Here is a 16,679-nt window from a genome sequence, read left to right on the forward strand (position 1 = left end):
CTTATTTTATGTTTATTTTATGAAACGACGAAACCTGTTTTATTTCACCATAGCATTTACATTATGTAACATTTCCATTTGGTCACAATCCAACTTGGAAGAGCGGGACAAAGATAAACAATCTGGACTGATCCAAAAAAACCAAAAAAAACAGGAAGAAATCCTACAAAAATACAATGAATTTGTGGGTAAGGTGCAAAGTCGATTTCCTGGTTTAAAAATTGCCTCTTCACCCATTGACCTAAAATTCGCAGAAGGAATTTCGGATCATAATAACGCTCCAGGCGCCACAGATAAAAAATCAAAATCATTAACGGCAATTGCTTCTGAAAATTTTTATTTGCAACTGGAACCAACAACAAAACCTAACATGCGTTCGCAAGTAAAGGTTAAAAAAGGTGACAATTTAGAGGTGGTGATGGTCTTAAAACAAGATGTCACCGAAAAAAAAGAAGGTTCCCATTGGGTATTGGTTCGCACCAAATCAAAAAAGGAAGGTTATACCACACAAGACTTATTACAACCAACGAAACCCGCTGTCAAATCACGAAACACAGAAGGTTTTTCACTTGATTTGTCTTCCTTACCATCCAGAACCACAACGGATTCATCTAACATAAGTTACTCAGAAACAAATAAAGGAAAAGAGATGTGGGTGAGTGCCAGTTCATTAAACATGAGAGCAGAACCAGATGTGAACGGTTACGTCGTCGCAAGGTTACCAAAAGGAATTAAGGTATCCATCCAAAATTCTACTGCAAATGAAGAGACCATCGACGGAATCTCTTCTCTTTGGCACCAAGTATCATCGGCCTATGGAAATGGTTGGGTTTTTGGTGGTTATTTAAGTTCATCAGAAGTTGTTTCCTATGACGTATCACCAGGAGAAATTTCCTATCCACAAGAAAATCCCGACGAACTAAAAGTCGGCGAAAAACGATATGTTCGATCCACTAACCTACGCATGCGAGACGAACCAAACGAGTATGGTTCGGTTGTCATATCCATACCCGGTGATGAAAAAATAAAAATTTTGGACACCAAAAAGGAAGTCGAAACGATTTCAGGGGTTCGTTCCAAATGGATTTATGTCAATTGGAATGACGAATGGGAAGGTTGGGTCTTTGGTGGGTTTGTTTCCAAAGAAAGAGGACCTTTAGTAGATTCAGACGACATATCAAAGTACTTTCAAATTCCTATTGATAACGACCGTTACGTTTCATCTAATTTCGGAACCCGTGTTGATCCAGTCACTGGAAAGGTAGGTGCCTTCCATTCTGGGATTGATTTACCTGCTGCCGTTGGCACTCCAATAAAAGCAGTCAGCGATGGAAAAGTTTGGCGAACCATCACAACTAGCGGAGGTTATGGGGTATTAACAATTTTAAGTCACAAAAACAATATTTATACCTACTATGCTCATCAGAATGAACGCCAAGTAAAAGAGGGTGACACAGTGCGCTCTGGTGATATCATTGGTCAGGTAGGAAACACTGGTAAATCTACCGGTCCTCATTTACATTTTGAAGTTAGGAAAGGCCCAGACCAACAAGCATTGGATCCAGGAGCATATTTACCCAAATGAATTTTAAATCTACCATTCAAATCGCATTCGTATCCCTTCTTTTCTGGAATCCACTTTTTTCACAGGAGGCTCCACCTGCCATAACTGAAACACAAGTGACTTATGATATGGTGCAAATCCTTACCAAAGGGAATCTGAAAGAATTTGAAACTGCTGTAAACAATGGTGGAGATATCAACGCAACAGATGATTCAGGAAAGTCGCTTCTCATCATCTCGGTAGAAAAAAACCGACCCAAACAATTTGATCTTTTACTAAACCAAGGAGCTGATCTAAACAAAAGGGATTTATCAGGGAAAACATTACTTCACTACGTTGTCACATCTAAATTTACCAATCAAATCAAAACATTGGTGGAAAAGGGAGCTGATCTAAATGCTTATGATGCTGACGGAAACACTGCCTTACACATAGCAGTTTTAAGAGCCAATTTATCGGTCCAGAAAATCTTGATCGAAAGTAAAGCAGATGTTAACCTAAGGAACAATCCACGTAAGTCTCCACTTTATTTGGCATTTGAAAAAGGAAAAATTGATACGATCAATTACCTATTACAAAATGGTGCCAATATCAATTTGCAAGATTTAACGGGTCGAACTCCTATCTTTTCTGCAATCGAACTAAAAAATAGTAAATTATTAACACTTGCCTTAGATTCCAATGCAAATCCGAATCTTGAAGATACCAAATCCATTCGACCTATCGTGTATGCCATTGAAAAAGGTTTTACAGCAGGAGTTGAAATTTTATTAAACAGAGGCGCAGATGCCAATGTTTCCACACCTGAAGGCGAATCTTTATTGTTTTATTCAGTAGAAAAAAGGAATTTAACAGTAACCAACTTACTTTTGAAAAAAGGACTAAATGTTGATTCCAAAAATACAGCTGGAAAAACTTTATTTGAAATTGCTTTAACCAAAAATGATAGTAATCTTCTAAAACTGGTGTTAGATGCGGGTGCAAATCCAAATCAAACATTATCAACCAACAAAAATCCATTGGAAGATTCAATTGAATCTTCTAAGTGGGCAATTGCAGAACTTTTAATCCAAAAAAATGCCGATACACAAACTCCAAATTTAGCTGGTTATCTGCCGATCCACTTAGCATCTCGAAAACCAGGTTTAAAAATCGTGGATTTATTATTAAAAAAAGGAACTCCCGTTGACATTGAGAATGTTAAAACAAATGAAACTGCTTTGTCTTTAGCACTTGAAAACAAACAGATCCCTATCGCAAAATTATTGTTATCAAAAAAAGCCAATCCAAATCATAAATTAAAAGATGGTGTAAGTTTAATTTTCTCTATCATCGAACGAAAAGATGCTGAAGCATTTAAACTTTTAGTCGCGAACGGCGCCGATTTACAATCATTAAATGATGAAGAGGAAAACCTAATTACTACTGTTTGCAAATTAGACTTTGATAAAAAGGATCAAAAATTCATAGAAGAAACTATCAAACTATTGATTAGCAAGGGTGTAAACCCAAATGCAAAAAACAAACGTGGGTTAAGTGCCCTACACATCGCTTTGAATCGAAACAAAACGGAAACAATGTCACTTTTATTAACGATGGGGGCAGATCCGAACCTAACAGACAATAATGGATTATCCGTTTTACACAAAGCAGTTCAAAAATTCCTTACCGCAAAAGATCCAAACCAAATCGAATCCTTTAAGAAATTAGTACTATTCCTAGTTGAACGACGCTCCAATATCAACCAACAGGACAAATTAGGGAAAACTATACTTTCCGAACTAGCAATTCAATTCGATGCTGGTAAAAGTGACGCCATTTTAGAGCTGGCCAAAGTATTTGTACTCAATGGTGGAGACACTAAGTTAAAAGACAAAATCGGAAAATCGGCTCTAGATTATGCTCTGAACAAAAATATCTCTGAATTGATAGAAATTTATCGCGGTCTTTGATGTCCATTCCCAAAAAAGATAATCGTATCAACATATTCGACTTCGTTAATACAGTACCAACGAAGACATTCAAACGTGGTGAGATCATCGTACGCGAAGGTGATCCATCAAATGAAAAAATGTATTTTATATTAAGTGGAACTTTGTCTGTTGGAATGGGTGCTCCTGACCAAGGAAATTTCCATGAAGTGAGAAAACTTTCCACTGGTGAGTTTTTTGGTGAGATTGCTTTAATTTCCGCTCACCCTAGAGCGATGACCGTGTTTATCGAATCGGATCGCGCTCAACTAGGAATTTTGGACAAACAAAATTTAATCCGAATCGCAAATTCAAATCCTATGTTTGTTTATGCTCTGCTCCAAACTTATGTGGAACGATTGATTGAAGCAGAACAAAAGTTAAAAGATCTAACCGAGGTGAGTGATGGGACTTAAAGAATCTCTCGCAAAACTTAGTATGATCAATATCAAACGTGGAGAGGTCCTTTTTAAAGAAGGTGTACCCTCTAATGGTGCTATGTTTTTTTTGTTTGAAGGCCAACTCGATATTTACAAACAAATCGAAGGAAAACATACTAAGTTAAGAAGCATCCTTCCTGGTGAATTTTTTGGAGAGATGGCGATCATCAATAACAGTCCAAGAGCTGCATCCATTGTGGTAGTCTCAGAAACCGCAAAATTAGGAATCATCAACCGTACAACCTTTGTGCAAATGAGTCAGGAAAGTCCTGAATTTCTATTTTTATTATTAAAAAAAGTAATTGAACGATTGTATGAAACTGATGGAAAAATTAGAGCCATCAAACGAAAACAGGACGAAGATTCTGCTATTGCAAAAGTTACACCTAATGCCTCGCAGCCGGATTCCGATGGAAACGGAGAAGAATCTTCAGGCCAAGTTCCTTTAGAAACATTTACAAATGATGCCCAATCGATTGGGGAATGAATTATTTTAAAAACTTTTTCCTTTTGATTTTAAATAACTGTGGTGAAATGTGAGTTTCATGCACAAGCATACCTGATTCATCCAACAGTATTTGTTTCACAACTGTAGCAATTTGTTCGGGCAATAAATAGGAACTTGTATCAGAGTCAGGTTCTATATTTAAATCTTCGTAAAAATTAGTTTTTGTAATATCGGGAACCAAAAGATGTACTTTTACTAAATACTTTCGAAGTTCATCAAATAAAGATCTGGAAAAATGGTGTAACCCTGCTTTTAATGATCCATACACATTTCCCCAAGGGGAAACTAGATTTCCAGAAACCGAACCTATAAAAAATATGTGACCTTCATTTTGTTTTAAATACCGAGTGAATCCATTTGTGATTAAGATTGGTGCTGTTAAATTCACTTGGACCATTTCGATCATTTTCTCTGGTGATAACTCTTCGATAGGGCCAAATTGCGCGAAACCGGCATTGTTTACGATCACATGTAATCTGTCTCGATTGGGAAAACTATCGATTAATTTTTGGATTTGTTTTGGATTTGATAAGTCACATTCAATGAAATGAAAATTTTGATTTTGAAATTCTGATTGATTAGGATATCGACAAATGCCGTATACAATGTAACCTAACTCAAGTAAAACTTTGGATATTGCTAGCCCAATCCCTCTTGAGGCACCTGTTACCAATGCTACCTTTTCATTCATTTGAGACTTTCCATAAATTCCCATACCATTGCAGAACCATCGACAACCTTAGTCGTTCTGCCTTGGTTTATAAAAGGTAACATTGGTGTTTCTCCAGGCCAACTGTGCCCCAATCCATTCATTTGGATTAATTCTACTTTAGTATCTTCAAAACAATCTTCATAACGGTAAAAATCAATTACGATTTTGAAACCATTTTCGTCGTACTGTTTTGATTTATGTTTCACTGTATCTTGGCAAACATTCCATTCTTTCCAACGTTGTATGCTATCAGAAACTGAAATGACTTCTTTTCCGTCTTTCACATAACCACCACTAAATGGAACCAACGGATCTTCTGTTCCAGCCATAATTGCAACGGAAACAGGTTTGGTTTTAAAATTTAATTTGGATTTTAATTGCGAAACAGAAATCTGGGCTGCTACACTCATCACCCCTTTCCATAAATCTGGTTTTTCAATGGCCATACGTTGGGCCATAAATCCTCCATTTGAATGCCCTACTAGGTATACTTCTTTTGGATTTACCGAACCTTCCGCGATCATCCTTTTGACTATTGATTCTATAAACACTACATCATTGATTCCATCTTCATCGGCCGGAGAACTTCCTCTTCCGTCCGCCCAACTCCTTTTGTAACCATCTGGGTATAAAACAATAAACCCTTTTTGATCGGATAAATCATTTAACTTGGTTTGTTTGGACATGGTGACTCCGGTACCAAATCTACCATGAAGTGCCACTAACATCGGTATTGGTAAGCCATCCCATTTTTTAGGATAATGGACTAAATAAGTACGTTTATTACCAGAGAAAGTAAAATAATCAATTTTCTCATTAGGTGATACTCTATAAAAGTATCCCATACAAGAATTAAATCCAATCACAAATAGAAATAGAAAAATTCTCATTGGGGGATAAACTCCATATTGATTGTCTCTAATAATTGATCTTTAAAGATTTGATTTGGCCAATGAGTGATCATAAATACAAAAATTGGGATCCCTCTAAACTGATCCATTCCAACATAGTATACCTTTTCTTGTAAAATATCATCAGATTTTGAATAGCGAAATGTTACAGTGTGTTCTGTCCGAATGTGTGTTGGTATGATCCCACCAGAAAAAAATGTTAATAGAAAATGTAGTTTGTGGAAAAATTCAGAATTGTATTTCGGTTCTTTTTTTTGCAGGATGATTTCCAATTGAAAATTTGAGTTTTGATCAATTTTGTATCCATTCGCCATCAATCTATTTTGAATTAAGTCTTTTTCCTTTTCATACCGATAAAAACCTGTGAATACAAGTTTGAATGTATTTTGGGAATAAGTAGTCAAATTCCTTTCTTTGGTTTGCACTACACTAGGAATGGCTGCACATTGAAAACAAAACGTAATGAGTAAGAATCGCGTATTGACGAGTAGAATGTTTTTCAGATTAAATCTCATCTTTGATATCCACTAAATATTCATTCACTTTTTCCGTTAAAATGGTTTTCCATTCATCTCGATCATCAGCCCACATCAACAAAACGGAAACCCAACCAAAAATTCGATACGACTCAATCGGATATCTTTTTTCAGAAAGAATTTTCCCAGATTTTAATGTGCGAAATAAAATCCGATCATCATCATAATCAATATCAGGAATCACAAAAAAGGTACTCACTGCTAAAAACCGATTCAAAAGATAAACAGTAAATCGACCAGGTTCTCGTTCCGCCATGTAAGAAACTGGCTCTGAAGATTCTCCCATAAAAAATTTAAACTTCGGACTAGACTCTAAAATGATTTGTAAATGAAGGTCTGATTTGATTTGGGCATAATGTTGCACCGATTTAAATTTCTGAGAATTTTGTAATGCACTTAAGATATAAGTCACCCGCCTCCTATCCAATTCTTCGTCCCAACCAATCAATTCATAAGACAAGGTTTTGTTTTTGATTGGAAATCGTGTATCAGATACAATTCGTTCTGAAGAATAAAATACAGAACAATTTGAATGTAATAAACCAATCAGCAGGTAAATTAATACATAAATCCATTTTATTTGTTTCATTTTTTGTTTATTAATTTGAATTCCAAACTTTCAAATTCCCTACCATTGAATATGATTGTTATCTTATGGATACCAGGATAAAAAACTCGAGTGGTTATCGTTTTAAATGAATGCCTTTTAACAATTTTCACATTCTCATTCGAAGGGATCAATTTTTCTGAAATTTTAAACGTTTTATATCCATATGATTGATTCGCGAGTAAAAAACCAATTTTATATTCAATTCGGATCTTTTCCTCATTTTTAGATTTTTGTTGGAATTGAATTTCAAACTCTAATGAATCCCCAATTTTTACAACCTTTTGTTTTAAGACGAATCTTAATTGACTTGGTTTCCATTTTGTATCGTAGGAAAAAATCGTAAGTGCATTGTGATTTCCTTTTTTTAGCAAACCTCTTAAAGCATGTTTTAAATTTTTATCCAAAATTTCTGATTTACCAAATCGTTTTTTACAAAATTCCAAAACCAAATCAGGGTTTATTTTTGAAATATCATTGAGATGATTCGAAACACTCCGGCGGACCACTTCGTTTTCATCATCCCAAAGATTCTCCAATATTGGAAGGTGTATTTCTGGGTTACGTTTGATTTCAGGAATTCCTATTCCCCAAGGAAGTAACGGACGACCACCCTCACTTGCCAATCGCCTAACATAAGCTTCCTTATGTTTTGACCAAAGTTTCATTTGTTTCAAAGTACGATCAAAATGAGATTGGTAATAAAATCGAATCGCAAATTCAGCACTTGAGAATACGGTAGTTTTTTCTAATACTCGCATGGAGGTAACAAAATCATTTAAACCTGATTTTGTTACAATATCATTCACGAAGATATAAGGAAAATTAAAATTTTGAATACCATTTGATCGTAACAAATCAATCATATTAAGTAACTTCGGTTCCACTAGTGGAAGTGGTTCGTTCCAAAAAAACAGAAACACATCGGCAATTCGATTGATTCTTTCTTTTAGTTCAAATTGTTTCCAAGGAGATTCTAATACTTTTAATTGAAATGTTTTTGGTGTGATTTTTGCATCTACCTGGGATACGATTTCACTTAGATTTTTGATCCATTCATTTGAATAAATATTTTTTAGTGGTTCCATAAAATTTGAGAATCAATGGTTTGAGTCTAATCACGGATCAAATTTGTGCATGTTTTAACCATACAGAAAAACAAGCACCCGATGCCGATGGCTCTAATTCAATTTTACCACCCATTTGTAAAATCATCTTTTTACAGATGTCCAGTCCCAATCCCATTCCTTCTCCATTTGGTTTGGTCGTAAAAAATGGATCAAATATTTTATCTTTGATTGAATCTGGCACACCCACTCCAGAATCAATGATGGATACTTTGACCCATGAAGCTTCTGTTTGGATTTTAATTTCTAGTGTGCCCATATAGGACATCGCATGTAATCCATTATTGATTAGGTTAATCCATACTTGATTCAATTTGTCCCGATTTCCATAACAAAGTTTTTGTGGACCGTAGTTTTTAACAACCGTTACTTTATTTAAATTGTAATGATATAAAGATAAAATTGTCTCAATTTCGGCTTCCAAGTCGATCATTGAATCGTTAGCAGTATTTTCTTTTTCGGAGACAAGGTAATTTTTTAAAGCACGAATTACATGTGTGGCTTTTTCTGAGGCAACAGAAATAATCTGGTTACATCGATAGGCCGAATGGATACTAGACACTACTTGTAATATCTCTAAGGAACGTTCACTCTCTAAAATATATTTGATTTTGTCTGGGATGCGGAACAATCCTGTTTCGATCACCAATTGCAAATGTTCTCCATATAAATCCATTTTTTCATGATCAGAAAATTGAGAATGTAATTCCTTTTTCAAAGTTCTTTCCGATTTTCCTTCCATATAAGGTTGGTTAAGCAAACTCTCTGATAAAACCAATTGGTAACGTTTCATATCTTCTTCATTAAAGGTAAGTATTGTCGAGATGACCAATTGGAGTTTATTTTTTAGAAAATCATACAAAGAATAGTTGGAGGAAACGATGGCACCTAGTGGAGTATTCAATTCGTGAGCCATTCCCGCTGCCAATTGGCCAAGGACTGCTAATTTTTCAGATGCCAATAAACGATCTTGGGCTTCTGTAAGTTCTTTTAATGTATTTACCAAACTCTGGTTCAGAATCTGTAAACTTTCGTTCGATTGCCGTAATTCTTCCGTTCTCTCTTTTACTTGGGATTTTAAATTTTCTGAATATTGTTTATTTAATCTTCGCCATTGGACCAACCAAACAATTCCAACACCCGTAATTAAACTAAAAAATGAATAATAGATCCATTCATAATTTGTGGGAGGATTGGGATCATAAATAAATCCTTTTAAATTAATATTTTTTGGTAACATTCCAAGTTCAAAATAAATATCGTTTATGTGTTTCCATCTTCCAGGATTCATATATCCCATTTCTACGAGAACTGGTTGTACGAGTGGCATCATCTGTTGTGCTTCAAATAATAACCTTTCTTTGGAATACCTTTGGGAATATTTTTCGTAAATGATGTCTGCGATTTCTTCATGATGGCTCATCGCATACTGCCAACCTAATAATGTTGCTTCACGAAATGCCTTTACGCGATCTGGATATTTTTTTAGTTCTTCTTCGCTTGTGAAAAAGTTATCTCCATAAAAGTCAATTCCTGCTAAACGAGGTGAGTATGCCACCACAGGGAAACCTGCTTTTTTAAAATCGTAAGCTTGGGTAGTTGAGTAACCAGAATAAGCATCAACCCTACCTTCAATTAGATCTCGAGGATTAAATTTATGTTCTAACAGTTGCAAATCGGATTTATCTATCCCTTCTTTTTTGAGGTAAGCAACAATTTCCTCCATCCAAGGAGTTAACATCACTCTTTTACCAACTAAGTCGTGGATGCTTTGTACATTTGAAGATTTTTTAAAAAATAAAACAGAAGGAGAGTGTTGGAAAATGACTCCTAAAACGACTACTGGTTTTCCCATATGCCGCTGGAGTAACAATTCATTACTTCCAGCCCCGTATTGACCAGTTTTTGCTACAACTTTTTCATGAATCCCACGAACACCAACAGTACTTTCTATAATTTCAACATCAAGACCGACATCCTTGTAAAAACCTTTTTCATAGGCAGCATAATAACCTGCAAATTGGAATTGGTGTAACCATTTTAAATGAAGGGTGACCTTTTCAGTAGCGGATATGGATATAACTGGGAAACAAAATAGAAGTGTACATACGACATAGTTAAAAATTCTAAGAATGATCTTTGTTTCCATTCTGAGATTTTTATAAAGATTATTTCTCTTAAATCAATGAAATAACCATCCGTATTTTTGATTTTTACTTTTTTTCTTTGATTTTCGATTTGACTTTTTCGATCCAATCTAAATTCAACATGGTTTGTTTTTCAGCAAACTCTAAAGTAAAATTCCAATATTCATTGTCTGGGTGATTTTCCCACTCAGTTTTGAGTTCCTTCTGAAACTCTTTTAAACTTTTTAAATCAGCTTTTTGTTTTTGTATTTCACCTTCTAATTGTTCTACTAAAAGTTTTGGATTCATATGCCTTCCAAAAAATACTTTGAATAAAAGTTCGTTTCGTTTGTTGGAATGGATGGGTGAAGAATCCATCCATTTTCTAAATTCTTCTAATCCACTCCTTGTGACTTTAAATACTTTTTTTTTCTTACCGTTTGGATCTGTTTTTTCCCATTCACGGATCAATCCATCTTTCTCTAATTTGGCAAGGGTTGGATAAATTTGCCCAAAACTTTCGCTCCAAAAAAAACTAATCGTGGATTCGATGTATTTTCTGATTTCATACCCATTCATTTCACATTGGGCCAAAATCCCTAAGAGGGCATACTGTGTTTTACTTTCTCGTTTCATTTCTTCTGGTCTATATCTTTCAAAAAAAGTTGGTACGCTAACATTACTTCTGACGGTGATTCTACCTGAGGCCAGTGACCAATTTGGTCTGATAAAAAATAAACTTTCCGATTTGGATACTCATTTTGGAATCTTTTGGCCATATGAGTTCCAGAATTTGGATCAAATGGACCACAAATATAACAAAAAGGAATTTTAGTAGTTTTTAATGCATCGATCCATCGAGTTTGGTATTTCACCTTTTCAAATACCATTCTACCAATTAAATAAGTAATTTGTTTTCCATCATTGTAATTGAGGATAGTCCAATAATTTTCCAATAAATCTAAGTTGGGTTGTGTTTGGGGACCAAAAACACGAAACAAAGATGATTCCACAGCCTTCCTCGACATTTTGTTGCTAATCCATTTTCCCATCCAATTGGGAGATTGTGATAACAACCTTTGGATCAAACGCGGTTTGTACACATCCGTAAACAAACCACCATTCATAAAAGCGACTGATACAATTTCAAAATCTAAAGTTTTTTCGACAGCAATCAATTCTTGCACAACACTGACAGCCAAATCATGAGCCAAAATCCTCACTGATTGTAATTGGTTTACTTTTACAATTTCTTTTACGATATCTACATACTCTTCAAAAGAATATCGATGTTCTTTTGGTTTATCGGAAAATCCCATTCCTAAAAAGTCGAAATATATTACTTGGTAATGCTTAGATAAATCTTTTAATAACCAATTCCAATCATAACTATTAAACGGGTAACCGTGTAACAATAATAATGTTTCACCTTTTCCAATTTTATTATAAAAAATAGAATGATTTTTGAATTTTAAATATTGACCATTTTCTTTAAACTCAATTGAATTTTTAAAAAAACCTTCCATGTCATTTCCCCTTTGCACCCAGTTGTTTGATTGTTTCAATCCACTTTTCTAATTGTTTTTGTTTCTTAAATCGGATTTGATCTAAATAAGTGACTTTCACTTTCCCAACACCACAAAATTCTAATGTTCCATGTTTGAGTATTTGAACACCTGGACTACGATTGAACCATTTATAATACCAAGTGGGGGCATCCATCGTGATGATGATCCTAGCTGTTTTACCTCTTAAAAATTGTTTTGGAAAAGGAGAGTGTTTTTGATACGCAAAGGCAAAACCTGGCAAAAAAACGCGATCAATCCAAGCTTTTAATAATGCTGGCATACTTGCCCACCAACTAGGATACACAAACACAAGATGGTCTGCTTTTAGAATCAATGATTGACTAAGTAAGATATCAGGCTCTAACTCTTGTTTGACTGACTTATCATATCCAAAATTCAAATTATAATCAAACTGAAGGTCTTTCAATTTTAATAAATTCACCTCGAAACCTGAATCTTTCGCAGATTCCAAATAGGTTTCGGCAAGTTTTGCACAATAGGAATTAGGGTTCGGGTGCCCCAATACAATTAATATCGATTTGTTTTTGTTTTCCATAATTATATCTACCAGATATAATTATCAGCTATATCTATTAGATATATTTTGTCAAACTATTTTTGATTCATTTCACAGAACATTTGTCCCGAAAAATAGGACGATGTAATTGGTTGTCTTGGAATTTACTTTTCAGTTCGTTTTCAATTGGGAATTGTAGATGGTACACCAATTCACATTCAAAGGGAACTTGTTTTATGATATAGGATTTCGATACTTCTGTACTAATAAAAGGAGACAACCGAGTATCTCGAACTTCAAACAAATCGATAATTCTCATTTTTTTTTCAAATCGATCTTCCAATAGAATATTTTGGTTTCTGTCATAAACTCGGAATATGAGTGACCGAAACAAATCTCCGGTTGGAAAGGTATGACCCATTTTGGGATACTTTAAAGTTAGGTTTACAATCGATTCATTACCTATGGTTTGTGTTAAAGTAGAAACTTTCCAATCCTCCATCCAATCTATATCAAATACAGTTCCATTCAACCTATGGTCCGATTTGAGGTGGCAATTCACACATAAATTTGTTCCAGATAAACTTGGGATCATTGTTTCTGATTCCGAACCTGTACTTTGCATGATTACATTCGTATATTCTATTTTTGGATGATGTTTTTCAGGAAAGTTAAATTGGTGGCAATTTTTGCAGAGAGAATTATTAGAAAATGAAGTATCCCCTAAAACTGTATGGTCTTTGAAATCATTTCGTGTTTGTTTCCCATAAATTTGATTCCCTCGCACATGACAAACTGCACAATTCACACCTTCTGTCCAGATTCCTTTCAAGGTTTGATCATTGGAAAGGGTTTTAAAATCATGATTGGAACCAAATGAATGGAGTGGTGCATGGCAATTTAAACACCACTGTCTTGGTTCTTTTTGAAATGCTTCTAAAAAGATTGGATCTTTCCATGAGTTCGCATGGGCAGACTTTTGATGGTTTTGGTAAATGGATTTGTGACAACTTTCACAATCTTTTGAGGATTTCCATCGGTGGGATCCAATATCCAAAGGAAATTTTCCATTGGACATTGGTTTGAGTATTTCGGATTCGCTACAATTGTAAGAATTGCAAATCAAGAGACAAAGAAATGTAAAAGTCCTAAATCGATACAAATACTATTCTTGGTTTCCAAATGGATAGTTACAAAATTTGGATTTTGCTGCACTAAACTTAATGTCAACTTCTTCTGAAACTTCTAAATCACTTGGAGTGAATTTAACAATTAGACTATCACCAGTAGTAAAACACAAGTTATCCGGATAAGGGTACGTGTTACATTCCCTTGCACATCCTTCGACTTCATAATTCAAAAACAAGGTTTGTACTTTTGTTGCCTTATCATATTTCTGATAAAACTTCGTAATGATTTCATCTCCAAATCGACTTGAAACTTCTTGTGAATATTCACTATCACTCGCGCTAAATACAGAATTATTTTTGAATAACGCCAATACGACATTCACATTTTGAATTTCATAAATATATTGACCTGATTCTCGATCAAATTTACCGACTCCAAATCGAAGTGCTGCATTCATAGCAGATCTTTGGACATTAGATGCAGCAGAAATGATTTCATCAATGGTCTTAGGAATCGATTTTACATATTCCTTTAATGTTTCTGCTCCCTTAAATGCCTTTGGTATCCCAATGGATTCAAGGATTAACTCTTCGCCAGTTGGACTAGTCAAACGAAGTTTCACAGAGTCTTCAGTATTCGGAAGAATTTCCGATTGAGAAACTTCAAATGTATTTAATGCACTGTTAGTAGAAACAATTTCTAAATTTCCCGTTGTTTTATTCTTTTGGAATTTGACCCCATTTTCTTGTTTAGGATCAAGTCCATTGATTTGTAAGAGTCCTTCCCTTCCGATGACTTTGTATTCAGCAGTTTTTAGAATCGATTCCAATACTTTTTGTTTTGTATCCGGGACTTTAGCTAATTCTTTATATTCTTTTTGAATGGTTTGCCATGATTTTTCGACATTCATTAAATTGAAGATACGTTCTTTACGAGTTTCCTCAACTAACTCCTCTAAAACTTTTATCTGTTTATCTGAAAATGAAGTAGGGAAAACGAAAGATGATAAACTTCCACTAGTCTTTGCATCCACAATTGATTGTAAGGTGGATGAAATTTTATAATTTGTTAAGTCAAATTCCGGAAAGTTGGCATTCCCTTTAGTAGAGATCATTTTTTGTAGAACATAGAATGGAATTAATATTTCATTTCGATCCTGTTTTCCAAGTGATTTGGTGATTTCAAGCATATGATCAACAAATGAACTGTTTAAACCCTTTGCCGGATATTCTGAAGTAGGTTGTTTGAAAAACTGAATGCCTTCTACAATCGAATCAACTTGGTCTTTCTTGGCAATGTATACAGGTGAAAATGGTGCTGCCAAACTCATAGGAACATCCAGTCCAGCGTCTGCATTGTAATGGATTGTATTGAGTTTGATATAAAACTTTCCATCAGAACATTTGAATCGAGAATCACAATCACCAAATAAAAATGAAATGACCTTATCACTTTGATTTTTGGGCACTAATTTTAAAATTCCATTTACAACCCAATATTTGTCTTTTTCAAAGGTGCTCACACGTTCCAAAGTATCTAAGGAATGGTAAACGGAGACAGTGTTATTCGCAAATGGAATGACATAGAGTTTTTCGGGTAAAAGGATTTCTTCAGTTTTTTTGCTACAATTGATAGCGAATAACAAAGTGAAGGCCAAAGGGAAAAGAATTTTACGATTCATATCACCGAATTTTGTAGGTCGTAATCATAAAATCAATTAAAAAACATTCTCCTTACTGCTCTACACAATATAACAATAGGCCGCTAGTACAACCGAAAGAATTAAAGCCGAGAGCAGTAGATGTACTGCTACCAGTATCTCCTCCATATCCATTTGTACCCGTTACTGTCCAACCATCACAATTATTTCCATTATTTGTCCAATTTGGATTGATTCCTGTCCAAGCAGTCGAACTAGAGCCTGAAATAGGTAGCAAGAGGTTAAAGGTAAATAAAGAAACATTATTTGTTGTAGCAATTAAGTCAGTTCGGTTTTGTCTAAAATAACTTGCATTAGGTTTTAAAACCCAATCAATTTGACCGTCTCCCAAATTTGCCGTGACAGATGCCCTCCTTAGTGAATAGAAGCTGTCTCCTACCATTCCCTTACATACTTTACCAATGGGACAATTTGCATTTGTTTGGCATACATTGTCGACACCTGGTACTCCACCAAATGCACCAGTTAGTCCTACACTCGTCAGAAAAATAATTTTATCATTGTCTAATATCTCCGCTTGGACAAACTTTTCATTCAAAGGAAAGGAAGTATCATTCGAATTGGGTACAAATCGAATCAAAGTGGAATGAGTCCCATTAATTACCGTATCATTCACTGCAGTGATGACTGTGCTTTGGCTTTGATTCCAATTGGATTTCGAAAAAAATAAATTAGTTTGGGAAACGAAAGCAAAGGAAGGATTTCCAACGATGACTTGTATATTGACATCATCTTTGGGTTCTGTTCCTAAAAAAACTTGCAGTGTAAATGATGAACCATAACTCGTCGTACCACCAGCTTCCGATAATGTCAAAAAATTATCACTTAGATTGATACCACGATCACTAACAATTTGAATTCCTGGGTAACATGGATGTGTTTTTTGTCCGGTTGCCGTTATTAATAAGGAAGTTTCAATATATGCTTTTGAATTGATATCACAAGTATTGTTGAATGATTGATCGGAACATGAAATCAAAAACAGGATGAAAGGAAAAATGCTTAGCTGCTCTGCCAAATAAAGGAACGTTTTGTTTTTTTGTTCAATCATAGTCACAAACCAATTTAAAAGTCAGATTTTTGACTTTTGATTGGATGTAATTCATTTTTTGAACTTCATTACTAAACGCTAAATCATCTCCAATAATAATAAATCGTCATATGATCATATTGAGTTTCTAATAATTGTTAATTTTCAATATCGAAGGGCAACAAATGGAACATTAAAATGAAAGTTGTCTA

16 protein-coding genes are annotated in these 16,679 nt (G+C 34.7%); 4 read left to right on the forward strand and 12 right to left on the reverse strand.

Annotated features, from left to right (window positions below; all coding sequences use genetic code 11):
- Positions 1-19: 19 nt before the first annotated feature.
- The 4 genes from EHQ62_RS10015 to EHQ62_RS10030 are packed head-to-tail and all read left to right on the forward strand — an operon-like array spanning position 20 to position 4,461.
- Positions 20-1,585 carry a peptidoglycan DD-metalloendopeptidase family protein gene (locus EHQ62_RS10015; protein ID WP_135642436.1) on the forward strand — a complete coding sequence of 522 codons (1,566 nt, stop codon included), beginning with the start codon at positions 20-22 and terminating at the stop codon, positions 1,583-1,585.
- A complete protein-coding gene (locus EHQ62_RS10020; protein ID WP_135642438.1) occupies positions 1,582-3,516 on the forward strand; it encodes an ankyrin repeat domain-containing protein in 1,935 nt (644 codons plus the stop codon). Before EHQ62_RS10015 ends, EHQ62_RS10020 begins: the two co-directional genes overlap by 4 nt.
- On the forward strand, positions 3,516-3,950 hold the full coding sequence (locus EHQ62_RS10025; RefSeq protein WP_135634305.1) for a Crp/Fnr family transcriptional regulator: 435 nt from the start codon (positions 3,516-3,518) through the stop codon (positions 3,948-3,950). The genes EHQ62_RS10020 and EHQ62_RS10025 overlap by 1 nt, the downstream gene beginning before the upstream one ends.
- Positions 3,940-4,461 (forward strand): Crp/Fnr family transcriptional regulator, encoded by a 522-nt coding sequence (locus tag EHQ62_RS10030; RefSeq protein ID WP_135642440.1) that lies wholly within the window; start codon positions 3,940-3,942, stop codon positions 4,459-4,461. Before EHQ62_RS10025 ends, EHQ62_RS10030 begins: the two co-directional genes overlap by 11 nt.
- Position 4,462: 1 nt before the next feature.
- Here EHQ62_RS10030 and EHQ62_RS10035 read toward each other — a convergent pair whose 3' ends face one another.
- The 12 genes from EHQ62_RS10035 to EHQ62_RS10090 form a co-directional block, all read right to left on the reverse strand.
- Positions 4,463-5,173: an SDR family oxidoreductase gene (locus EHQ62_RS10035; RefSeq protein ID WP_135642442.1), complete on the reverse strand. Its 711-nt coding sequence runs from the start codon at positions 5,171-5,173 to the stop codon at positions 4,463-4,465.
- The gene (locus tag EHQ62_RS10040) at positions 5,170-6,084 is read right to left on the reverse strand and encodes a CE1 family esterase (protein ID WP_135642444.1); all 915 of its coding nucleotides are present in this window, start codon (positions 6,082-6,084) and stop codon (positions 5,170-5,172) included. The genes EHQ62_RS10035 and EHQ62_RS10040 overlap by 4 nt, the downstream gene beginning before the upstream one ends.
- Entirely contained in the window at positions 6,081-6,620 is a 540-nt protein-coding gene (locus EHQ62_RS10045; protein ID WP_135642446.1) for a hypothetical protein, read from the reverse strand. The genes EHQ62_RS10040 and EHQ62_RS10045 overlap by 4 nt, the downstream gene beginning before the upstream one ends.
- Complete coding sequence (locus tag EHQ62_RS10050) at positions 6,610-7,230, reverse strand: hypothetical protein (RefSeq protein ID WP_208720662.1); 621 nt, start codon at positions 7,228-7,230, stop codon at positions 6,610-6,612. The genes EHQ62_RS10045 and EHQ62_RS10050 overlap by 11 nt, the downstream gene beginning before the upstream one ends.
- Positions 7,227-8,336 carry a DNA alkylation repair protein gene (locus tag EHQ62_RS10055; RefSeq protein WP_135642448.1) on the reverse strand — a complete coding sequence of 370 codons (1,110 nt, stop codon included), beginning with the start codon at positions 8,334-8,336 and terminating at the stop codon, positions 7,227-7,229. The genes EHQ62_RS10050 and EHQ62_RS10055 overlap by 4 nt, the downstream gene beginning before the upstream one ends.
- A gap of 37 nt (positions 8,337-8,373) precedes the next feature.
- A complete protein-coding gene (locus EHQ62_RS10060; protein WP_135642450.1) occupies positions 8,374-10,524 on the reverse strand; it encodes an ABC transporter substrate-binding protein in 2,151 nt (716 codons plus the stop codon).
- A 64-nt stretch (positions 10,525-10,588) separates the two neighbouring features.
- Entirely contained in the window at positions 10,589-11,137 is a 549-nt protein-coding gene (locus EHQ62_RS10065) for a PadR family transcriptional regulator (RefSeq protein ID WP_135642452.1), read from the reverse strand.
- Complete coding sequence (locus EHQ62_RS10070; RefSeq protein ID WP_341866975.1) at positions 11,134-12,066, reverse strand: alpha/beta fold hydrolase; 933 nt, start codon at positions 12,064-12,066, stop codon at positions 11,134-11,136. Before EHQ62_RS10070 ends, EHQ62_RS10065 begins: the two co-directional genes overlap by 4 nt.
- Positions 12,029-12,625 carry an NAD(P)H-dependent oxidoreductase gene (locus tag EHQ62_RS10075; RefSeq protein WP_135642456.1) on the reverse strand — a complete coding sequence of 199 codons (597 nt, stop codon included), beginning with the start codon at positions 12,623-12,625 and terminating at the stop codon, positions 12,029-12,031. The genes EHQ62_RS10070 and EHQ62_RS10075 overlap by 38 nt, the downstream gene beginning before the upstream one ends.
- A 67-nt stretch (positions 12,626-12,692) precedes the next feature.
- Positions 12,693-13,643: a multiheme c-type cytochrome gene (locus EHQ62_RS10080; RefSeq protein WP_244241732.1), complete on the reverse strand. Its 951-nt coding sequence runs from the start codon at positions 13,641-13,643 to the stop codon at positions 12,693-12,695.
- Between the two features lie 108 nt (positions 13,644-13,751).
- Positions 13,752-15,398, reverse strand: coding sequence for a hypothetical protein (locus EHQ62_RS10085; RefSeq protein ID WP_135642460.1), 1,647 nt, complete (start codon positions 15,396-15,398; stop codon positions 13,752-13,754).
- Between the two features lie 52 nt (positions 15,399-15,450).
- Positions 15,451-16,488 (reverse strand): DUF1554 domain-containing protein, encoded by a 1,038-nt coding sequence (locus EHQ62_RS10090; RefSeq protein WP_135642462.1) that lies wholly within the window; start codon positions 16,486-16,488, stop codon positions 15,451-15,453.
- Positions 16,489-16,679 lie beyond the last annotated feature (191 nt).

The sequence above is a fragment of the Leptospira jelokensis genome (assembly GCF_004769635.1).
Lineage (GTDB): Bacteria > Spirochaetota > Leptospiria > Leptospirales > Leptospiraceae > Leptospira_A > Leptospira_A jelokensis.